This is a genomic window from Candidatus Buchananbacteria bacterium (assembly GCA_013359225.1).
Lineage (GTDB): Bacteria > Patescibacteriota > Patescibacteriia > Buchananbacterales > UBA6539 > JABWCG01.
This window is the reverse complement of sequence record JABWCG010000001.1, coordinates 55,526-68,785: the sequence shown is the minus strand read 5'-3', so window position 1 is coordinate 68,785 and position 13,260 is coordinate 55,526. Positions and strand designations below refer to the sequence as shown.

Genomic DNA, 13,260 nt, shown 5'->3' with positions numbered 1-13,260 from the left:
AAAGCTTACTGCGACGAAAATGTATTAATATTTCTTAGTTGTTGACGCCGAGACCGATAATCAGGAATGCCGAAAGCCACTAGGCGCCAAAATTTCTGGGAGTGGTTCATTTCCTGCAAATGGCACAGCTCGTGGACAACGATATATTCCGCCAACGATGTCGGCAAAAAAATAATTTTATAATTAAAATTCAAATTACCTTTTGCCGAACAACTTGCCCACCGTGTGGTCTGACGCCTGACTGAAATTTTATTAAAAGAAAAATTATATAATTGATTAAACTGCTTAACCAACTGTTCCACTAAATCCTTGGCTGCTCGCCGGTACTGTCGGTACTCACTCAAATCAACCGAATGTAATACTGACTTAGGCAGTTGTTTAAAGTGTTCAACCTGCCGCATAATCCAGCCGCTTTTCTCATGAAGAGACTGCTCAACAAATTTCAAAGGGTAATACCTCGGCGTGGTCACCAATACGCTAGCATCATGACGCACTGTAATAATCAATCTTTTAGCCCGCCTGGTCTTATGGTGCGTGTACCTAATCTCCCGACCGGCTAATACAATATCTCTTTTCATTACTGTCGGCCAATAATCTGCTTTACTTTTTTAATAATAGCTTTACGATCAATTTCCTCATACGACAACAACTGCTCAGGCCGGCCGCTTTTTGGCATTTTACGAACTGCCAGTGAATGAATAATTACCTTAACATCCTGCAGAGCAGTTCGAACCGCTTCACCGATCCCCCCTTGCTCAAAATGGTCTTCAACCACAATAATGGCCGACGTTTCACGGGCGCATTTTTTTAAGGTTACAACATCAATTGGCTTCACACTATAAACATCAACCACCCGAATAGTAATATTTTCCCGCCTCAACTCCTCATACGCCGCCAACGCTTCATGCAGGGTAATGCCGGCAGCAACCACTGTCAATTGATCGTGCGATGAATGCCTAACAGTCTTACTACCGCCAACTTCAAACTTTTCTGAACTTGGATAGATATTCGCTAAATCAGAGCGCGTCGTTCTAACATAGCAGATGCCCGGATGTTTAATTGCCGCTTCAACTAATTTTTCGTCGGATACATGATCGCACGGATATAACACAATGCTATCTAATACCGAACGAAACATAGAAATATCTTCCAAGCCCATTTGTGAAGAACCGTCTTCACCGATGGAAGTCCCCGCATGAGAACCGACAAAATTTATGTGCGACCCAGCGCCCGAGTATTGTGCCATTCTGATTTGATCAAACGCCCTGGTAAAAAATGCAGCAAAGGTTGAAATGAAAGGAATTTTTCCCCGCGCCGCCAACCCCACGGCGACACCGACCATATTTTGTTCAGCAATAAACATTTCAAAAAACCGATCCGGATACGCTTCTTTGAAAGTTTGGGCATATGTTGAATTGCTCACTTCGGCATCAAGCACCACCAATTGCGGAAATTTCGGATATAGTTTTACCAGGGCATGGCCGTATGCTTTACGTGTTGCTAATGGACGATGATATTCTTCAATAATCAATTTTGGTTTGATCGTTTTACTTCTTAGATTTACCCTTTTAGGCAGGCTGATCTTGCCACGAAGCTTAAAGTCAACCGTCCCCAGTTCAAGCAGTGCCTGTTGTAATTCATCAACGCTCAATGTTTTACCGTGCCAACCATTTTTATTTTCAATCAGCCGAACGCCTTTACCCTTAATCGTTTTGGCGATAATCATCACTGGACGATTTTTGGCTTTAGCGGCGCGCTGATACGCTTTAGCAATCTCTGCCACCGAATGTCCGTCAACAGTAATTACCTGCCAACCAAAACTGCTTACGCGATTGGCAAACGCCGAAACGTTATGGCCATACATTGTTTGGCCGCGCTGGCCTAAACGGTTTACATCAATAATACCAATCAGATTATCTAGTTTATAGTATGCCGCCAGTTGAATTGCTTCCCAAACCGACCCTTCCGCCATTTCACTATCCCCCAATAACACGTACGTTTTATACGACAGCCTGTCTATTTTAGCGTTCAACGCCATACCAACACCGATTGATAACCCCTGCCCCAATGAGCCGGTCGCCGCTTCAGAGTACGGGAATGCCGATGTGGGGTGACCTTCAAGCCGACTATTAAAGCGACGCAGGGTTTTTAATTCCTGAGTCGTAACTTTGCCAGCTGCCGCGTACAACGCATACAGTAACGGCGCCGCATGACCTTTAGAAAAAATCACCCGATCATTGTTGTGGTATTGCGGATTTGCAAGATCATACTTTAAAAAACCGCCAAAATACAACACCGTCATTAGGTCGGCGGCGGAAAGCGAAGAGCTCGGATGGCCCGATCCGGCGTGCGTGGTGGAAATTAAAATTGAATGTCTGACTTGTTTTGCTAATTTTTCTAAGACAAGTTTATTCATTATATTTTTGTTTTTAAATATTCAAAGGCCTGTTTAAAGTCGGACTGTTTAACAATAGCACTACCAACCACCAGCGTATCAGCACCGGCGGCAGCCGCCTGACTAATAGTCATGGGGTTAAGTCCGCCGTCAACTGACACCTTGATCTGCGGATAATTAGTCTTTAATTGTTTAATCCTGTCCAGAGTTGCAGGAATAAAATCCTGGCCCTGGGTGCCCGGATTAACTCCCATCAATAACACCGAATGAATGTCGTCAACAAAGGGCGCTAATAATTTTAAGTCGGTATCGGGACACAGCGCCAGACCGGCTTCAAACTTATACGACTTAGCTTCTGCAATCGCTGAGGCCACATCAGCCAACACTTCAATGTGAAAAAAAACTCTTTTGGCTCCAACCCTACTGCAATGCAAAAAATAACTTTCCGGATTATTGACCATTAAATGCAGTTCTAATTTGTACGGGATATCTACTGCTTCAAGATCGTTGACTGTCAAAGTAGTTGAATCAACAAAAATACCGTCGGCTATGTCAATTGACACCCAATCAGTTAAACCGCGAAGACCCGCCAACGTCTGTTTTAAATCTGACAGATCAGACGTCAAAATTGCTGGAATAATATGCGGCTTCATATTTTAACGAAAATTTTGCTTCTCAATTCTTTTGATCTTATTCACTCGCCGGCGATGGCGCGGTGCCGAAGAAAAAACAGTCGCTAAATAGGCTTTGATAATTTTTTTTGCCTCAGCTACCGGTACACCAACCTTCTTAAATTTTTTTTGGACTTGACGGCCACCGGCCAAACAAATGATATTAACGTCATCATGTTCGCGAGCCAATACGGCTTCAGCAACATTACGAACTGACGCAGCCCTAACGCCTTTAACTTTATTAGCGGTAATACATGCCCCCTGCGAAGAACCGCAAAATAAAATTCCCCGAGCCTTGGAAGACTTGGAAACTTTGTTAGCCACTAAATAGCTAAAATCCGGATAGTCATCATCCTGATGATACTGGAAATTTCCAAGGTCTTGATACGCCCGGCCAGTGGCATCAAGATATTTTTTTACCGCTTCCTTTAATTGGAAGCCGGCATGGTCGGCGCCTAAATAAATCATATTTATTCCTCCTGCTTCAACTGGCTGAGAACCGAGTTGATAATTGATAACACCAAGCCAAATAATAACGCCCACCAAAAATTAGTCATACTAAACCCCTCAACAATCGCCGCCGTGAGCATCACTAAACCGGCGTTAATCACTAAAGTAAACAACCCTAGCGTTAAAATGTTGATCGGCAAAGTTAAAATAATCAAAACCGGTTTGATTAATGTGTTAATTATTCCTAAAACCAGCGCGGCGACCAGCGCGGCAGCAACCCCGCTAACTGTCACGCCCGGCAACAGATACGCCGTGATGATGATCGCAAGAGTAAGTATCAACCAATTGATTAATAATGTCATACAAGTATTAAGTTAGTTTACCTATTTATTTTACCAAAAATTAGGGATTTAACCAAATAAAAGAGCCCCTGAAAAGGGGCTCTTTTGAAAACAAACTAGAGTTTACAAAACGGCATCTTTAGCAGCCTTGGCAACTCGGAACTTAACAACCGTCTTGGCTGGGATTTTGATTTCTTCGCCAGTAGCCGGGTTGCGGCCGATGCGGGCCTTGCGGTTAACCTTAACCAACTTGCCAATGCCAGGAATGGTGAATTCACCACTGGACTTGACCTCTTTGTAGGCCATTTCAACCATGGCTTCCACCAAGGCATTGACGTCCTTCTTGCTTAATCCAGACTTCTCGGCAAGGCTAGCCATGATCTGAGATTTGGTCATTTTTGCCATAAAAATTAGTTTATTAATAATTAAAATAGCTAATTTTAGTCATTTGCTATCACCTACATTATACACAATCTTGAAATCTTTGTCACGGAAAATGTCAAGAATACCCTTATATTATCAAAAAATTTGATAGCAGACAAATTTTTTTGGACTTGTTGAAGCGACCTGCTATAATGGTAAAATCATGCGTACAGTATTTCTTGACATCGAAACCAAAAATACGTTTCAAGAAGTCGGCAGTTCAGACCCGGCTGCTTTGGATATTTCTTTGCTGGTTATTTATGACTCCCAACTTAATGACTATGTAAGTTTCCAGCCAGAAGAATTTAATAAGCTGTGGAATATCTTGGAACATACTGATTCAATCGTCGGCTATAATTCCGATTATTTTGACATTCCCCTATTAAACAAATACTACCCGGGCGACTTAACTAAAATTAAAAGCGTTGACTTGATGCAAGAGATCAAAAAATCAGTCGGCAAGAGGCTGCCGCTTGACGCTGTCGCCGCTGGGACGCTGGGAATCAACAAGGGAGGTAAAGGCATTGACGCTGTCATCTGGTATCGCCAGGGAGAATTAGAAAAAATTCGCACCTATTGCCAGCAAGACGTTAAAATCACTAAAGAGCTGTACGAATTTGCTTTACAAAATAAATTTCTCAGATACAAATTTTTTAATGAGGTAACTCAGGTTCCAATTGACACCAGTAATTGGGAAACAATTGAAAAAACTGCCATCAATTTAACAATGCCCTGGTAACGTTTCCTAACGATCAATCTGACGAACCGGGGAGCGTTTAATAATCTCAACAATCTGTTCTTCATCGTCGAGCATGTAGTATAACTTCATGTCTTCTTTATCAATGGCCTTAAACCGCTGGTACACATAGTTGTTAAGAAATGAATGCATTGGCCGCCAAAATTTACGGCCGACCAAAACAATCGGAACACGTTCAATTTTATTAGTTTGAACCAAAGTTAAAATTTCAAAAAATTCGTCTAGCGTGCCATAGCCGCCCGGAAAATAAATATAGGCCTCTGCCGAAAAGGTCAGGCACACTTTACGAGTAAAAAAATAGTGGAACTCTCTGAAATCAGAGACATACGGGTTAGTTACCTGCTCTTTGGGCAGTCTGATCGTTAAACCCAATGAGTCTCCTTTGCCTTTTAGGGCTCCAAGGTTTGCCGCTTCCATCACACCCGGACCGCCACCAGTGACAACCGCATACCCTTCTTTAGCTAATCGTTTAGCCAAGCTAACAGCTTTTTGGTAGTACGGATCGGCCGGCTTCAGGCGCGCTGAACCAAAAAACGTCACCGACTTAGGATGAGTTTTAATAAAATCAAAACCAACCGTGAATTCTTTTTTAATATTAGAAATCCTTCGCCGCATATCCCGATTAACTTCTTCTACGGTCAGCGGTTTAATAGGCAGTTCAACGGATGGCAGGTTGAGCACCCCTTTATTATTGGCCGGCAGTTCAACGGGTATGTTTTTTTTCTTTGACATAAATATTTTATTTATTTATACAAGACTGGGCTTTAAAAAAATCAATGATTGTCGGCGATTCGCCTGATTTAATTGCCGAAACCCGATCGGCACCCAAAGTGGCGGCAAAACACGCCTCCAGCTCGGGTGTAATTTGGGTTGGCAATTTAGCCGGATCAACACCAACCTGCTCTAGGGCCTGTTCTTGCTGTTCATTTAACAAAGGATTCTTGTCAGTAGTAGTGGCATAATTTTTCTCTGTCTCAGCGGTTTGCGCCTCCAATTGGACATTGGTCGGGCTGACATCAATAAAAAATGGCTTAAACTTAAAATAAAAGTACAGCCCGGCGCCAAACACCAAAACCACCAATAGCAGTAACAAAATCAGGATGGCAATAAGGAGTTTTTTCATACGTTTATTATATCAAAAAATCGCCCCTGAGGCGATTTTTTGATATCAATTCTTTTTTCTTTACTCAGTCACCTTAAGGGTTCCCCAGTGGCCAGCTTCTCGGTGGCCCGGTTTGCTGCAGTAATACTGGAACTCCCCTGCTTTATCAGCGGTAAATTCAATAACCACTTCTTGATCCAAAGGGGTCTGTTCGCTAATACCAAATTCATCAAGGTTGAAATCATGATTACCTTTGGTGTTGATAACTTTAATTCTGACCTTGTCGCCTTTTTTAACGGCGATCTCTTTAATTGAAAATTGTGGTTTTGGCTGACCGTCAACAATTTCATAAAATGAAGTCATGGTAAATTCTTTGACATCGCCCTGCATGGTTTTACTGCCGCCCTGTAGAGCGGTATTAGCATTGGCGTTGTCGTCGGTTTCGGCATTGACAGCAGCATTAGTGTTGCTATTAGTATTGCTGTTTAAAGTTGTTCCCTTTGGGGTACATCCGGCGCCAACAAGCGCAATTAGTGCAAGAGCTGTAACTCCGACACTAAAATATTTTAGTTTAACCATTGATTTTTTTTGGTTAATTATTAGTTAATTTTCCTGTTAGTCAACAGGAATATGATTATTATATACTAGATACTTTACATTGTAAAGTATCTAAATCCATGCTACAATGTGGATATGTTTAGAACTGCCAAAAAAAGCAAAAAAAATCTTCTTGCCTGCCCTATCGCCCGGGTGGCCGATATTATCGGCGACTCGTATGTTGTATTAATTATCCGTGATTTACTGGGAGGAACCAAACATTTTGGCGATTTTGAGCATTCACTCAAAGGGATTAGCTCGCGAACCCTAACCAAGAAACTCCAGTTATTGGAGCAGCAAAGCTTTATTACTCGCAAAAAAATATCCGGCAAGCCCCCACGAGTTGAATATTCCCTAACCAAAAAAGGCAAAGGCCTGCATAAAATTATTGAAGAGGTCAGAAAATACGGCAAAAAATTTTTATAGCCGGTTTTAGGCTCTCAGTGATCCTTAATAATAAGTAACTTGATACAAAATTTTACCAATACTAAAACAGCCGGCTGTTAAGCCGGCTGTTTTAATTAGAACTAATTAGTTCGCAGGCCTTCTAATCCTTTAACCTCACCCCGAACGGCGGGAACCTTTATCACTGGAACATTTTTAGTTTTACCATAGCCGCAATCACTGGTGTCAGGAACCGTTGTACCGTCAGTAGCAGTTACCACACCATTGTTGGCATGCCAGTGCTCATCGCCATCGCACTCCGGACCGGTAAATTTGTGTATCTGACTGACCGGCAGGTATTTACCATTATACTCAATAACTTCTAGGTCGGTTGCCGAGGGTGTCACCGTGATCACAATGTTAAGCGGAATGGTGTTAACCAATTTATTATCAGCGTCACGAACTAAAACGCTACCCTGCACGGTATAAGTACCCGGACCAAAACCCTGGACGGTATTACACGCATATGTCACGTTTACTGAGGCCGGCAAAATTCCGCCCGGTTTATCAATTCCCAGCCAGTCTGGAATATTGCCAACAATTTCATAGCGGGCCGAATTAGCATCAGCCTGCTGCAAATTCAACACTTGTAAATTTTGAGAACAGCTACCAACTTCCGGGATTGTTCGGGATATCATGATGCCATCTTGCTGCTGCACACCGGTTGATGGATCAACGCAAGCGGCCGGTTTACCGGCACAAATCTCCGGACTTTGACAATCAACTGTTTCATTGGCACAAACACCATCATTACAATACGCCCGGCCAACCTGCATACCACTACAGCAAACCGGTGTCGGATCACCACAGTCAGCATCCACTTCACAAGTGCGCTGCGAATCTTTAAGTGCCTGTCTGGCTTCATCAACTGCTGACTGCAAGTGGTCAATACCAAACAGTCCACCACGCAAGCCGGCCGCCTTGGCTTTATTCAATTGATTTTCCAAATCGGCCAATTTTTTACGTAGCTGTGGATCATTACCCGAAAACACTCCCGTACAGGCCGGACTGCCCGATTTAATTTCCGTACCAGCGCCAACAGTTGTAACCGCGCCGATGTTCAAATTAGTGTTACCGCCAGGCTCCTTACATTTTTCCTCAATAGCGTCCAAAATCGCCTGCTTTTGAGCTTGAGCATTTTCAGCCTTAGCTAAAGCCGCTTCATACTTTGCCTGAGCGCCGGCTTCAGCGGTCTGACGATTCTGCTGATTAAGCTGACGACCAGATTCTAACGCTGTATTACACTCGGCTTCTTTATCTTTATAAAATTCCGGTTTACGAGCATCCTCAACACATTTATTGTACTTTTCCTTTGCCCGCTCTCGTTCTTGAAACTTTCCTTCGTTAAACCCCCGACCATTTTCAAAATCAGCCATAATTTCTTCGTACAATCGACCGACTTCTTCAAATGGCTCTTTGCACGGATCAGCCGTTAAGGCTGCTGAAATACACTGATGATATGCGTCTTCAAGCTGACGATTTTGCGCCCAATAATCATCACTAGCCTGGTCGCGGTCAGCGGCAAGTTGCTTTTGAGCTTGTTGTTTTCGCTCTTCAAACTCATTATTAACCGCCAAGCGCGATGAAGCAATATCTTCACAGGCGGTGTTACGTACGTCAATACCGTCATCAGTAAACACTCGATTATTAAAAACGCCGCTGGTCGCGGCAATAATAATACCTAGGGCGGCTAACCCCACGACTCCGGCGACTAGTTTGCCGTAGTTATTCATAGATTAGTTCTCCTTTTGGTTAAAAAGTTAAGCTTTTGTTTATTGTACCTGGTCTAAAAACAAAGTCAATCTCACGCTCTACTTTTTTGCTATCATTAAAAAATATGGCGGAAAATTCCGCGGTTCAAATTTAACCACAACCTTCTTGAATCGTTTTTTAAGATACGGCGCCATCAACGTTGAATACTGGTACACTAAAAAAATCCCGCCCGGCTCAAGAGCGTTATAGGTTTGATCAACAATCCGCTGCCTCAAATCAGGATTCAAAAATGAAAACGGAATTCCGGAAAATACTGCTTCAATTTTTTGCCAACCAAAAGCCGCAAAATCTTTGGACACCTCTTGCGCCAAGGCCTCAACAACTTGTAAACGAACGTCAGCTATGTTCTTTAACCCCCTAGCGAAGTCGGGATTACTCTCAATCGCCAAAATTTTTCCGTCGGCTGGCAACTGCTGCAGCAGTAATTTTGTGATGGCTCCGTCTCCTGGACCGTATTCTACAATACGACGATACGCCGGCAGTAATTCTTGAACCACGCGCCGCGCTACAAAGTGAGAGCTTCTTGTCAAAGCACCGACCCGATAATCAGTTAAGGCGGTTTTAATAAAATTTATTGCCATTATAATGCTGTGGTTGACTGAATAATTTTAAGCACTTGGTTTTCATAACCGACAAAACCGTGATTAGCACCCCTAATAATTTTAATAGCAAACTGTCTGCCGGCGAGTTTTTCAGAAAACCAAGCAGCAATTTCTGATGCCGGCCGATCCAAATATTCATCTTGATCAGAAAAAATGATCGTAAGTGGCACCGCGACTTTTTGCAGTGCCGTTGCCCGACGAGATCTGGTGGCATAACAAAATATTTCTTCAACACTGTTTGGGGTATACAGACTTAAAAATCGCTGAGCATCGTGCAGTCCAGGCCACACATCTGGCGGCAATAGCTGATGTTGTTTGCCACTTTTAACCAAACGACGGGCTAATTTGCCGGCCCGAATAACCGCCGCACGGTTAAACTTAATCATATCGGCGTAATCGCTAATTGGGCACAGCAACACCGCCTTGCTAATCTGTCTTTGATTTTTAGCCTTGGCTAAATAATAAACGGCTTTTTGACAGCCAGTCGAATGGCCAACTAAAATAATCTTTTTAATCCCCTGTTTTTTACAAAAATTAACCGCCCCCTGAATATCATCAACGCAGTCGGTAAAAACTTCGTGAGCGGCTCCAGCCAGCACTCTGGTGATTTTGCCATTTTTCCCTATTCGCTTCAGGCTTGAAATTTTATCATGCCCGCGATTATTAAAAGTCAAAACTGAGGTGTGGCGATCAAAAAGTTTATACACCAAACTGGGCCAAAACATCGTACTGCCCAGGCCATGAATAAAAATAATCGCCTGTTTTGATTTAGGGACAAAAAACCATAACCCATCAAGCCGAAACCTTTTGGGTGTCAAAAATCTAACCGGCTGACAATTAGCAATAGACATATATACCAGAGAGTGTAACTACTAATTCAAATTTGATTGGTTTTCCTATCTTACCCTATCCCCTAATAACCGGCAAGGTTTGCTGTTTAGTGCAACTGTTACAAGAAATAAACTTTTTTTTGACGCCTAATCAAACCTTCGGCTACTAAATCTGCCAACGCCGCTTGAACGCGCAAAGTATCAAACGACAAACTCGAGAATAATTGACGCGCAGTTAACCTGTGGTGAGCGCTTAACTCCCGGATAATCGCTCCGCGAATTTGTCTGGTCGAACCATTAAACTTTGACTGCCGAACATATTGAGTGCTGCGGCGTGACGGATTCTTATAAAGCCGTTTCAAGACGGCGCCATAATCCATTAAAGCTAAATACCATTCGCCCGGACGATTTGCTTTTAGGGTTTGGGCAATTAACGGTAGCAGTTGACTATCGGCGACTTTTTTCTGGTGGCGAAAAAATTCATGAATAAAGACTGTTCTAATATTAGTTTCAATAAAAACGCTGGGCCGATCATAGGCAAAGGCCATAACCGCTCGCGCCGTATAGGGCCCAACCCCGGGTAATTTTTGTAATGCTTCAATACTGTCTGGAACTTGGCCCTGGTAGACTTCAACGATTAGTCGTGCCGCATTCTGCAACATTTTGGCCCGGCGATTATACCCCAAACCCTGCCAAACCCTCAACACATCAGCCAGCGGCGACACCGCCAGTGATTTAGCAGTTGGAAATTTTTTGACAAATTCAAGATATTTAGAAACCACCCGGTCAGCCTGGGTCTGCTGCAACATAATTTCCGAAACTAAAATATGATACGGGTCTTTAGTTTGCCGCCACGGAAAAACTCGCCGCTGTTTTTTGTATGCGGCATCAACCTTGCGTCGAAAATTTTTAATTTGTCTGGCAGTAAGTTTCATTATCCTCATCTTACCCGATTAAAAAATAACCAGCAAATGGCTGGCTATTTAAACAATAATGCTAATTTTGTTTAATCAAGGAAAAACAATGGCACTGCCAATCGCTTAATTTCTGACAGACGATAATCCAGCACCTTGCGGCCGACAAAAATTGCAATGACGTTATTTTCAGTGCTGGCAATGGCATCAATATTTTCCTGCAGAAAACCGCTACGGCCGACGATTGAAAACTTTATCGCCACCTGGCCAGCTGCTTCGCGCTCCTGATTAATAGTTTCAAATTGTTTGATTGCTTCTGCTTCTAATTCTTTAAATGACTCCGGCGAATAGTCATCTTCAAGACATAGCAACAGCACAACTTTGCCAATGCCCCGCCTGGCAGCCCAGTCAATCACATAGGGCAGACGTTTTTGATGGGAATGGCCGCGGGAACCAAGTACCACAAAAGCATCAGAGCCGTTCAAATGCAATTCACCTTCATCATCTTCTTTAATCGGCGTTCCAATCTTTAACCAGTTGGCAATAACTGGCGTCAGTGGCGGCTGAATCACTAGGGTAGCAAGAATAATCCACATTCCAACGGCCACCAAGCCCTCAAGATTGCCGATGTTCATACTGACGATAGTCACCAATAACATTGCCGGAATAGCTCCTGTCTCGCGAACCGACGAGATAAACCATATCTCACGCCACGTTAAGCCATTCTTTTTGAAAAAAATTGTCGGACCAAGGCTGATCCAAACAGTCAATGGCCGAATAATAAACATAAACACAAAAGCCGCGCCGATACCCAGGGCGGCATAATCAATCAGGCTGCGCAGATCAACTAGCGTCCCTAGCAATAAAAAGATGACGGGCTTCATAAATCCGTCGACGGTATGATTGAAAAAATGTTCAGTGTCCTGCAATTTCTCTGTCATGGAAAATAACAATCCGGCAATAAAAGCAGCTAAATATCCACTACCGCCAAACGCCACGGCCGCCGTAAAAGAAATCATCGGCACAAAGATAAAGAAAGCGGCGTCAACACCATATTCGCGGCGCGACCGCTGCTTTAGGCGCAATAATAGTTCCAATAATAAATACCCCAGGCCACCAAACAACAAGCCGAAAAACACTTCTTTAACCAAAAGTTCCAGTGCTTCGATGGTGAACAATGACTGGTAGCCCTGCCAAATTGTAGCAACCACCACACCACCGCTTAACAGCGACAAAAACATAATTGTCAGCAAAGAGCCGGTTACATCAGTCAGCGCGCTTTCGGCAACGATAATGTCTTTTGTTTCACGATTATTAAAGCGCAGATATTTCAGAACGGGAATAATGGCTGCCGGGTCGGTTGATGCCAGGGCGCTACCCAGCAAAATTGCCGCCATTACGCTGATTGGTGTACCAACCCACCAGCCAAAATACCACGTGACGTATGAAAGTAATAACGCAGTTAAAAATAATCCGATGAAAGACAGAGAATTAATTTTCCAAAAAAGTTTACGAAAATTACGAAGCGGCGTTTCTAATCCGCCGCCAAATAAAATCATCGTTGCTCCAATACCGACCAGTGCCCCCATTGAGTCAGGGTGAGAAATAATTGGGTTTAACAACGGCTGAGCGACCAACCCAAAAAAGATTGCCACCACAAAAGAAGGAAATTTTGTCGATAATGACAAATAATGAATGGCAAAACTCAAGCCGCAGATAACGGTGATTTGAAAAAATACAACCAGCAAGTCACGGTCCGAAGCATGATTAAAAAGCGCATAAACGCTGCTGGCGTTAACTGAAAGTAACGCCAAAATACCCAAGCCGGTACCTAGACGCATGTAAGGCAGCGGCTTTCTTAGTCTTTGAAGCATACATTAGAAAATTTAAATAAGGTTGAAGTTTTTATTGTAAAATATCATCCGAGAATGTCAAGAGTCATATTCTCAACCCCGGTAATC

The 13,260-nt window shown here is 43.2% G+C and carries 16 protein-coding genes; 2 read left to right on the top strand and 14 right to left on the bottom strand.

Going from position 1 to position 13,260, the window contains the following annotated elements; all coding sequences use genetic code 11:
* Positions 1-5 precede the first annotated feature (5 nt).
* The 6 genes from HUU49_00445 to HUU49_00420 all read right to left on the bottom strand — a co-directional run bounded on the left by HUU49_00445 (position 6) and on the right by HUU49_00420 (position 4,262).
* Positions 6-578, bottom strand: coding sequence for a M48 family metallopeptidase (locus HUU49_00445; protein NUM25074.1), 573 nt, complete (start codon positions 576-578; stop codon positions 6-8).
* Positions 578-2,416 (bottom strand): transketolase, encoded by a 1,839-nt coding sequence (locus HUU49_00440; GenBank protein ID NUM25073.1) that lies wholly within the window; start codon positions 2,414-2,416, stop codon positions 578-580. The genes HUU49_00445 and HUU49_00440 overlap by 1 nt, the downstream gene beginning before the upstream one ends.
* Complete coding sequence (locus HUU49_00435) at positions 2,416-3,048, bottom strand: ribulose-phosphate 3-epimerase (GenBank protein NUM25072.1); 633 nt, start codon at positions 3,046-3,048, stop codon at positions 2,416-2,418. The genes HUU49_00440 and HUU49_00435 overlap by 1 nt, the downstream gene beginning before the upstream one ends.
* Before the next feature lie 3 nt (positions 3,049-3,051).
* Entirely contained in the window at positions 3,052-3,534 is a 483-nt protein-coding gene (locus HUU49_00430) for an RpiB/LacA/LacB family sugar-phosphate isomerase (protein NUM25071.1), read from the bottom strand.
* 2 nt (positions 3,535-3,536) lie between these two features.
* Complete coding sequence (locus tag HUU49_00425) at positions 3,537-3,878, bottom strand: phage holin family protein (GenBank protein NUM25070.1); 342 nt, start codon at positions 3,876-3,878, stop codon at positions 3,537-3,539.
* A 102-nt stretch (positions 3,879-3,980) separates the two neighbouring features.
* The gene (locus HUU49_00420) at positions 3,981-4,262 is read right to left on the bottom strand and encodes an HU family DNA-binding protein (protein ID NUM25069.1); all 282 of its coding nucleotides are present in this window, start codon (positions 4,260-4,262) and stop codon (positions 3,981-3,983) included.
* Positions 4,263-4,443: 181 nt separating this feature from the next.
* Here HUU49_00420 and HUU49_00415 point away from each other — a divergent pair, with 181 nt between their 5' ends.
* Complete coding sequence (locus HUU49_00415) at positions 4,444-5,019, top strand: ribonuclease H-like domain-containing protein (protein NUM25068.1); 576 nt, start codon at positions 4,444-4,446, stop codon at positions 5,017-5,019.
* A 6-nt stretch (positions 5,020-5,025) separates the two neighbouring features.
* Here the strand turns inward: HUU49_00415 and HUU49_00410 are convergent, their stop codons facing one another.
* Genes HUU49_00410 through HUU49_00400 form a run of 3 tightly spaced genes read right to left on the bottom strand, consistent with a single transcriptional unit; the run spans position 5,026 to position 6,718 of the window.
* Positions 5,026-5,769 carry a TIGR00730 family Rossman fold protein gene (locus HUU49_00410; GenBank protein ID NUM25067.1) on the bottom strand — a complete coding sequence of 248 codons (744 nt, stop codon included), beginning with the start codon at positions 5,767-5,769 and terminating at the stop codon, positions 5,026-5,028.
* Between the two features lie 7 nt (positions 5,770-5,776).
* Positions 5,777-6,160, bottom strand: coding sequence for a hypothetical protein (locus HUU49_00405; protein NUM25066.1), 384 nt, complete (start codon positions 6,158-6,160; stop codon positions 5,777-5,779).
* Between the two features lie 60 nt (positions 6,161-6,220).
* Positions 6,221-6,718: a cupredoxin domain-containing protein gene (locus tag HUU49_00400; GenBank protein ID NUM25065.1), complete on the bottom strand. Its 498-nt coding sequence runs from the start codon at positions 6,716-6,718 to the stop codon at positions 6,221-6,223.
* Positions 6,719-6,832: 114 nt separating this feature from the next.
* On the opposite strand from HUU49_00400, the gene HUU49_00395 reads away from it, so the two are divergent.
* On the top strand, positions 6,833-7,162 hold the full coding sequence (locus HUU49_00395) for a helix-turn-helix transcriptional regulator (protein ID NUM25064.1): 330 nt from the start codon (positions 6,833-6,835) through the stop codon (positions 7,160-7,162).
* A gap of 101 nt (positions 7,163-7,263) precedes the next feature.
* Here the strand turns inward: HUU49_00395 and HUU49_00390 are convergent, their stop codons facing one another.
* The 5 genes from HUU49_00390 to HUU49_00370 all read right to left on the bottom strand — a co-directional run bounded on the left by HUU49_00390 (position 7,264) and on the right by HUU49_00370 (position 13,173).
* Positions 7,264-8,913: a hypothetical protein gene (locus tag HUU49_00390; GenBank protein ID NUM25063.1), complete on the bottom strand. Its 1,650-nt coding sequence runs from the start codon at positions 8,911-8,913 to the stop codon at positions 7,264-7,266.
* Positions 8,914-8,991: 78 nt separating this feature from the next.
* Positions 8,992-9,534: a hypothetical protein gene (locus HUU49_00385; GenBank protein NUM25062.1), complete on the bottom strand. Its 543-nt coding sequence runs from the start codon at positions 9,532-9,534 to the stop codon at positions 8,992-8,994.
* A complete protein-coding gene (locus HUU49_00380; GenBank protein NUM25061.1) occupies positions 9,534-10,406 on the bottom strand; it encodes an alpha/beta fold hydrolase in 873 nt (290 codons plus the stop codon). Before HUU49_00380 ends, HUU49_00385 begins: the two co-directional genes overlap by 1 nt.
* Positions 10,407-10,504: 98 nt before the next feature.
* A complete protein-coding gene (locus tag HUU49_00375; protein NUM25060.1) occupies positions 10,505-11,329 on the bottom strand; it encodes an A/G-specific adenine glycosylase in 825 nt (274 codons plus the stop codon).
* A 62-nt stretch (positions 11,330-11,391) separates the two neighbouring features.
* Positions 11,392-13,173 (bottom strand): cation:proton antiporter, encoded by a 1,782-nt coding sequence (locus HUU49_00370; protein ID NUM25059.1) that lies wholly within the window; start codon positions 13,171-13,173, stop codon positions 11,392-11,394.
* Between the last annotated feature and the right edge of the window lie 87 nt (positions 13,174-13,260).

What these genes read in the sequence shown, in the direction of transcription:
- HUU49_00445 (NUM25074.1), bottom strand. Translation starts at nt 578, where the DNA reads ATGAAAAGAGATATTGTATTAGCCGGTCGGGAGATTAGGTACACGCAC.
- HUU49_00440 (NUM25073.1), bottom strand. Translation starts at nt 2,416, where the DNA reads ATGAATAAACTTGTCTTAGAAAAATTAGCAAAACAAGTCAGACATTCA.
- HUU49_00435 (NUM25072.1), bottom strand. Translation starts at nt 3,048, where the DNA reads ATGAAGCCGCATATTATTCCAGCAATTTTGACGTCTGATCTGTCAGAT.
- HUU49_00430 (NUM25071.1), bottom strand. Translation starts at nt 3,534, where the DNA reads ATGATTTATTTAGGCGCCGACCATGCCGGCTTCCAATTAAAGGAAGCG.
- HUU49_00425 (NUM25070.1), bottom strand. Translation starts at nt 3,878, where the DNA reads ATGACATTATTAATCAATTGGTTGATACTTACTCTTGCGATCATCATC.
- HUU49_00420 (NUM25069.1), bottom strand. Translation starts at nt 4,262, where the DNA reads ATGGCAAAAATGACCAAATCTCAGATCATGGCTAGCCTTGCCGAGAAG.
- HUU49_00415 (NUM25068.1), top strand. Translation starts at nt 4,444, where the DNA reads ATGCGTACAGTATTTCTTGACATCGAAACCAAAAATACGTTTCAAGAA.
- HUU49_00410 (NUM25067.1), bottom strand. Translation starts at nt 5,769, where the DNA reads ATGTCAAAGAAAAAAAACATACCCGTTGAACTGCCGGCCAATAATAAA.
- HUU49_00405 (NUM25066.1), bottom strand. Translation starts at nt 6,160, where the DNA reads ATGAAAAAACTCCTTATTGCCATCCTGATTTTGTTACTGCTATTGGTG.
- HUU49_00400 (NUM25065.1), bottom strand. Translation starts at nt 6,718, where the DNA reads ATGGTTAAACTAAAATATTTTAGTGTCGGAGTTACAGCTCTTGCACTA.
- HUU49_00395 (NUM25064.1), top strand. Translation starts at nt 6,833, where the DNA reads ATGTTTAGAACTGCCAAAAAAAGCAAAAAAAATCTTCTTGCCTGCCCT.
- HUU49_00390 (NUM25063.1), bottom strand. Translation starts at nt 8,913, where the DNA reads ATGAATAACTACGGCAAACTAGTCGCCGGAGTCGTGGGGTTAGCCGCC.
- HUU49_00385 (NUM25062.1), bottom strand. Translation starts at nt 9,534, where the DNA reads ATGGCAATAAATTTTATTAAAACCGCCTTAACTGATTATCGGGTCGGT.
- HUU49_00380 (NUM25061.1), bottom strand. Translation starts at nt 10,406, where the DNA reads ATGTCTATTGCTAATTGTCAGCCGGTTAGATTTTTGACACCCAAAAGG.
- HUU49_00375 (NUM25060.1), bottom strand. Translation starts at nt 11,329, where the DNA reads ATGAGGATAATGAAACTTACTGCCAGACAAATTAAAAATTTTCGACGC.
- HUU49_00370 (NUM25059.1), bottom strand. Translation starts at nt 13,173, where the DNA reads ATGCTTCAAAGACTAAGAAAGCCGCTGCCTTACATGCGTCTAGGTACC.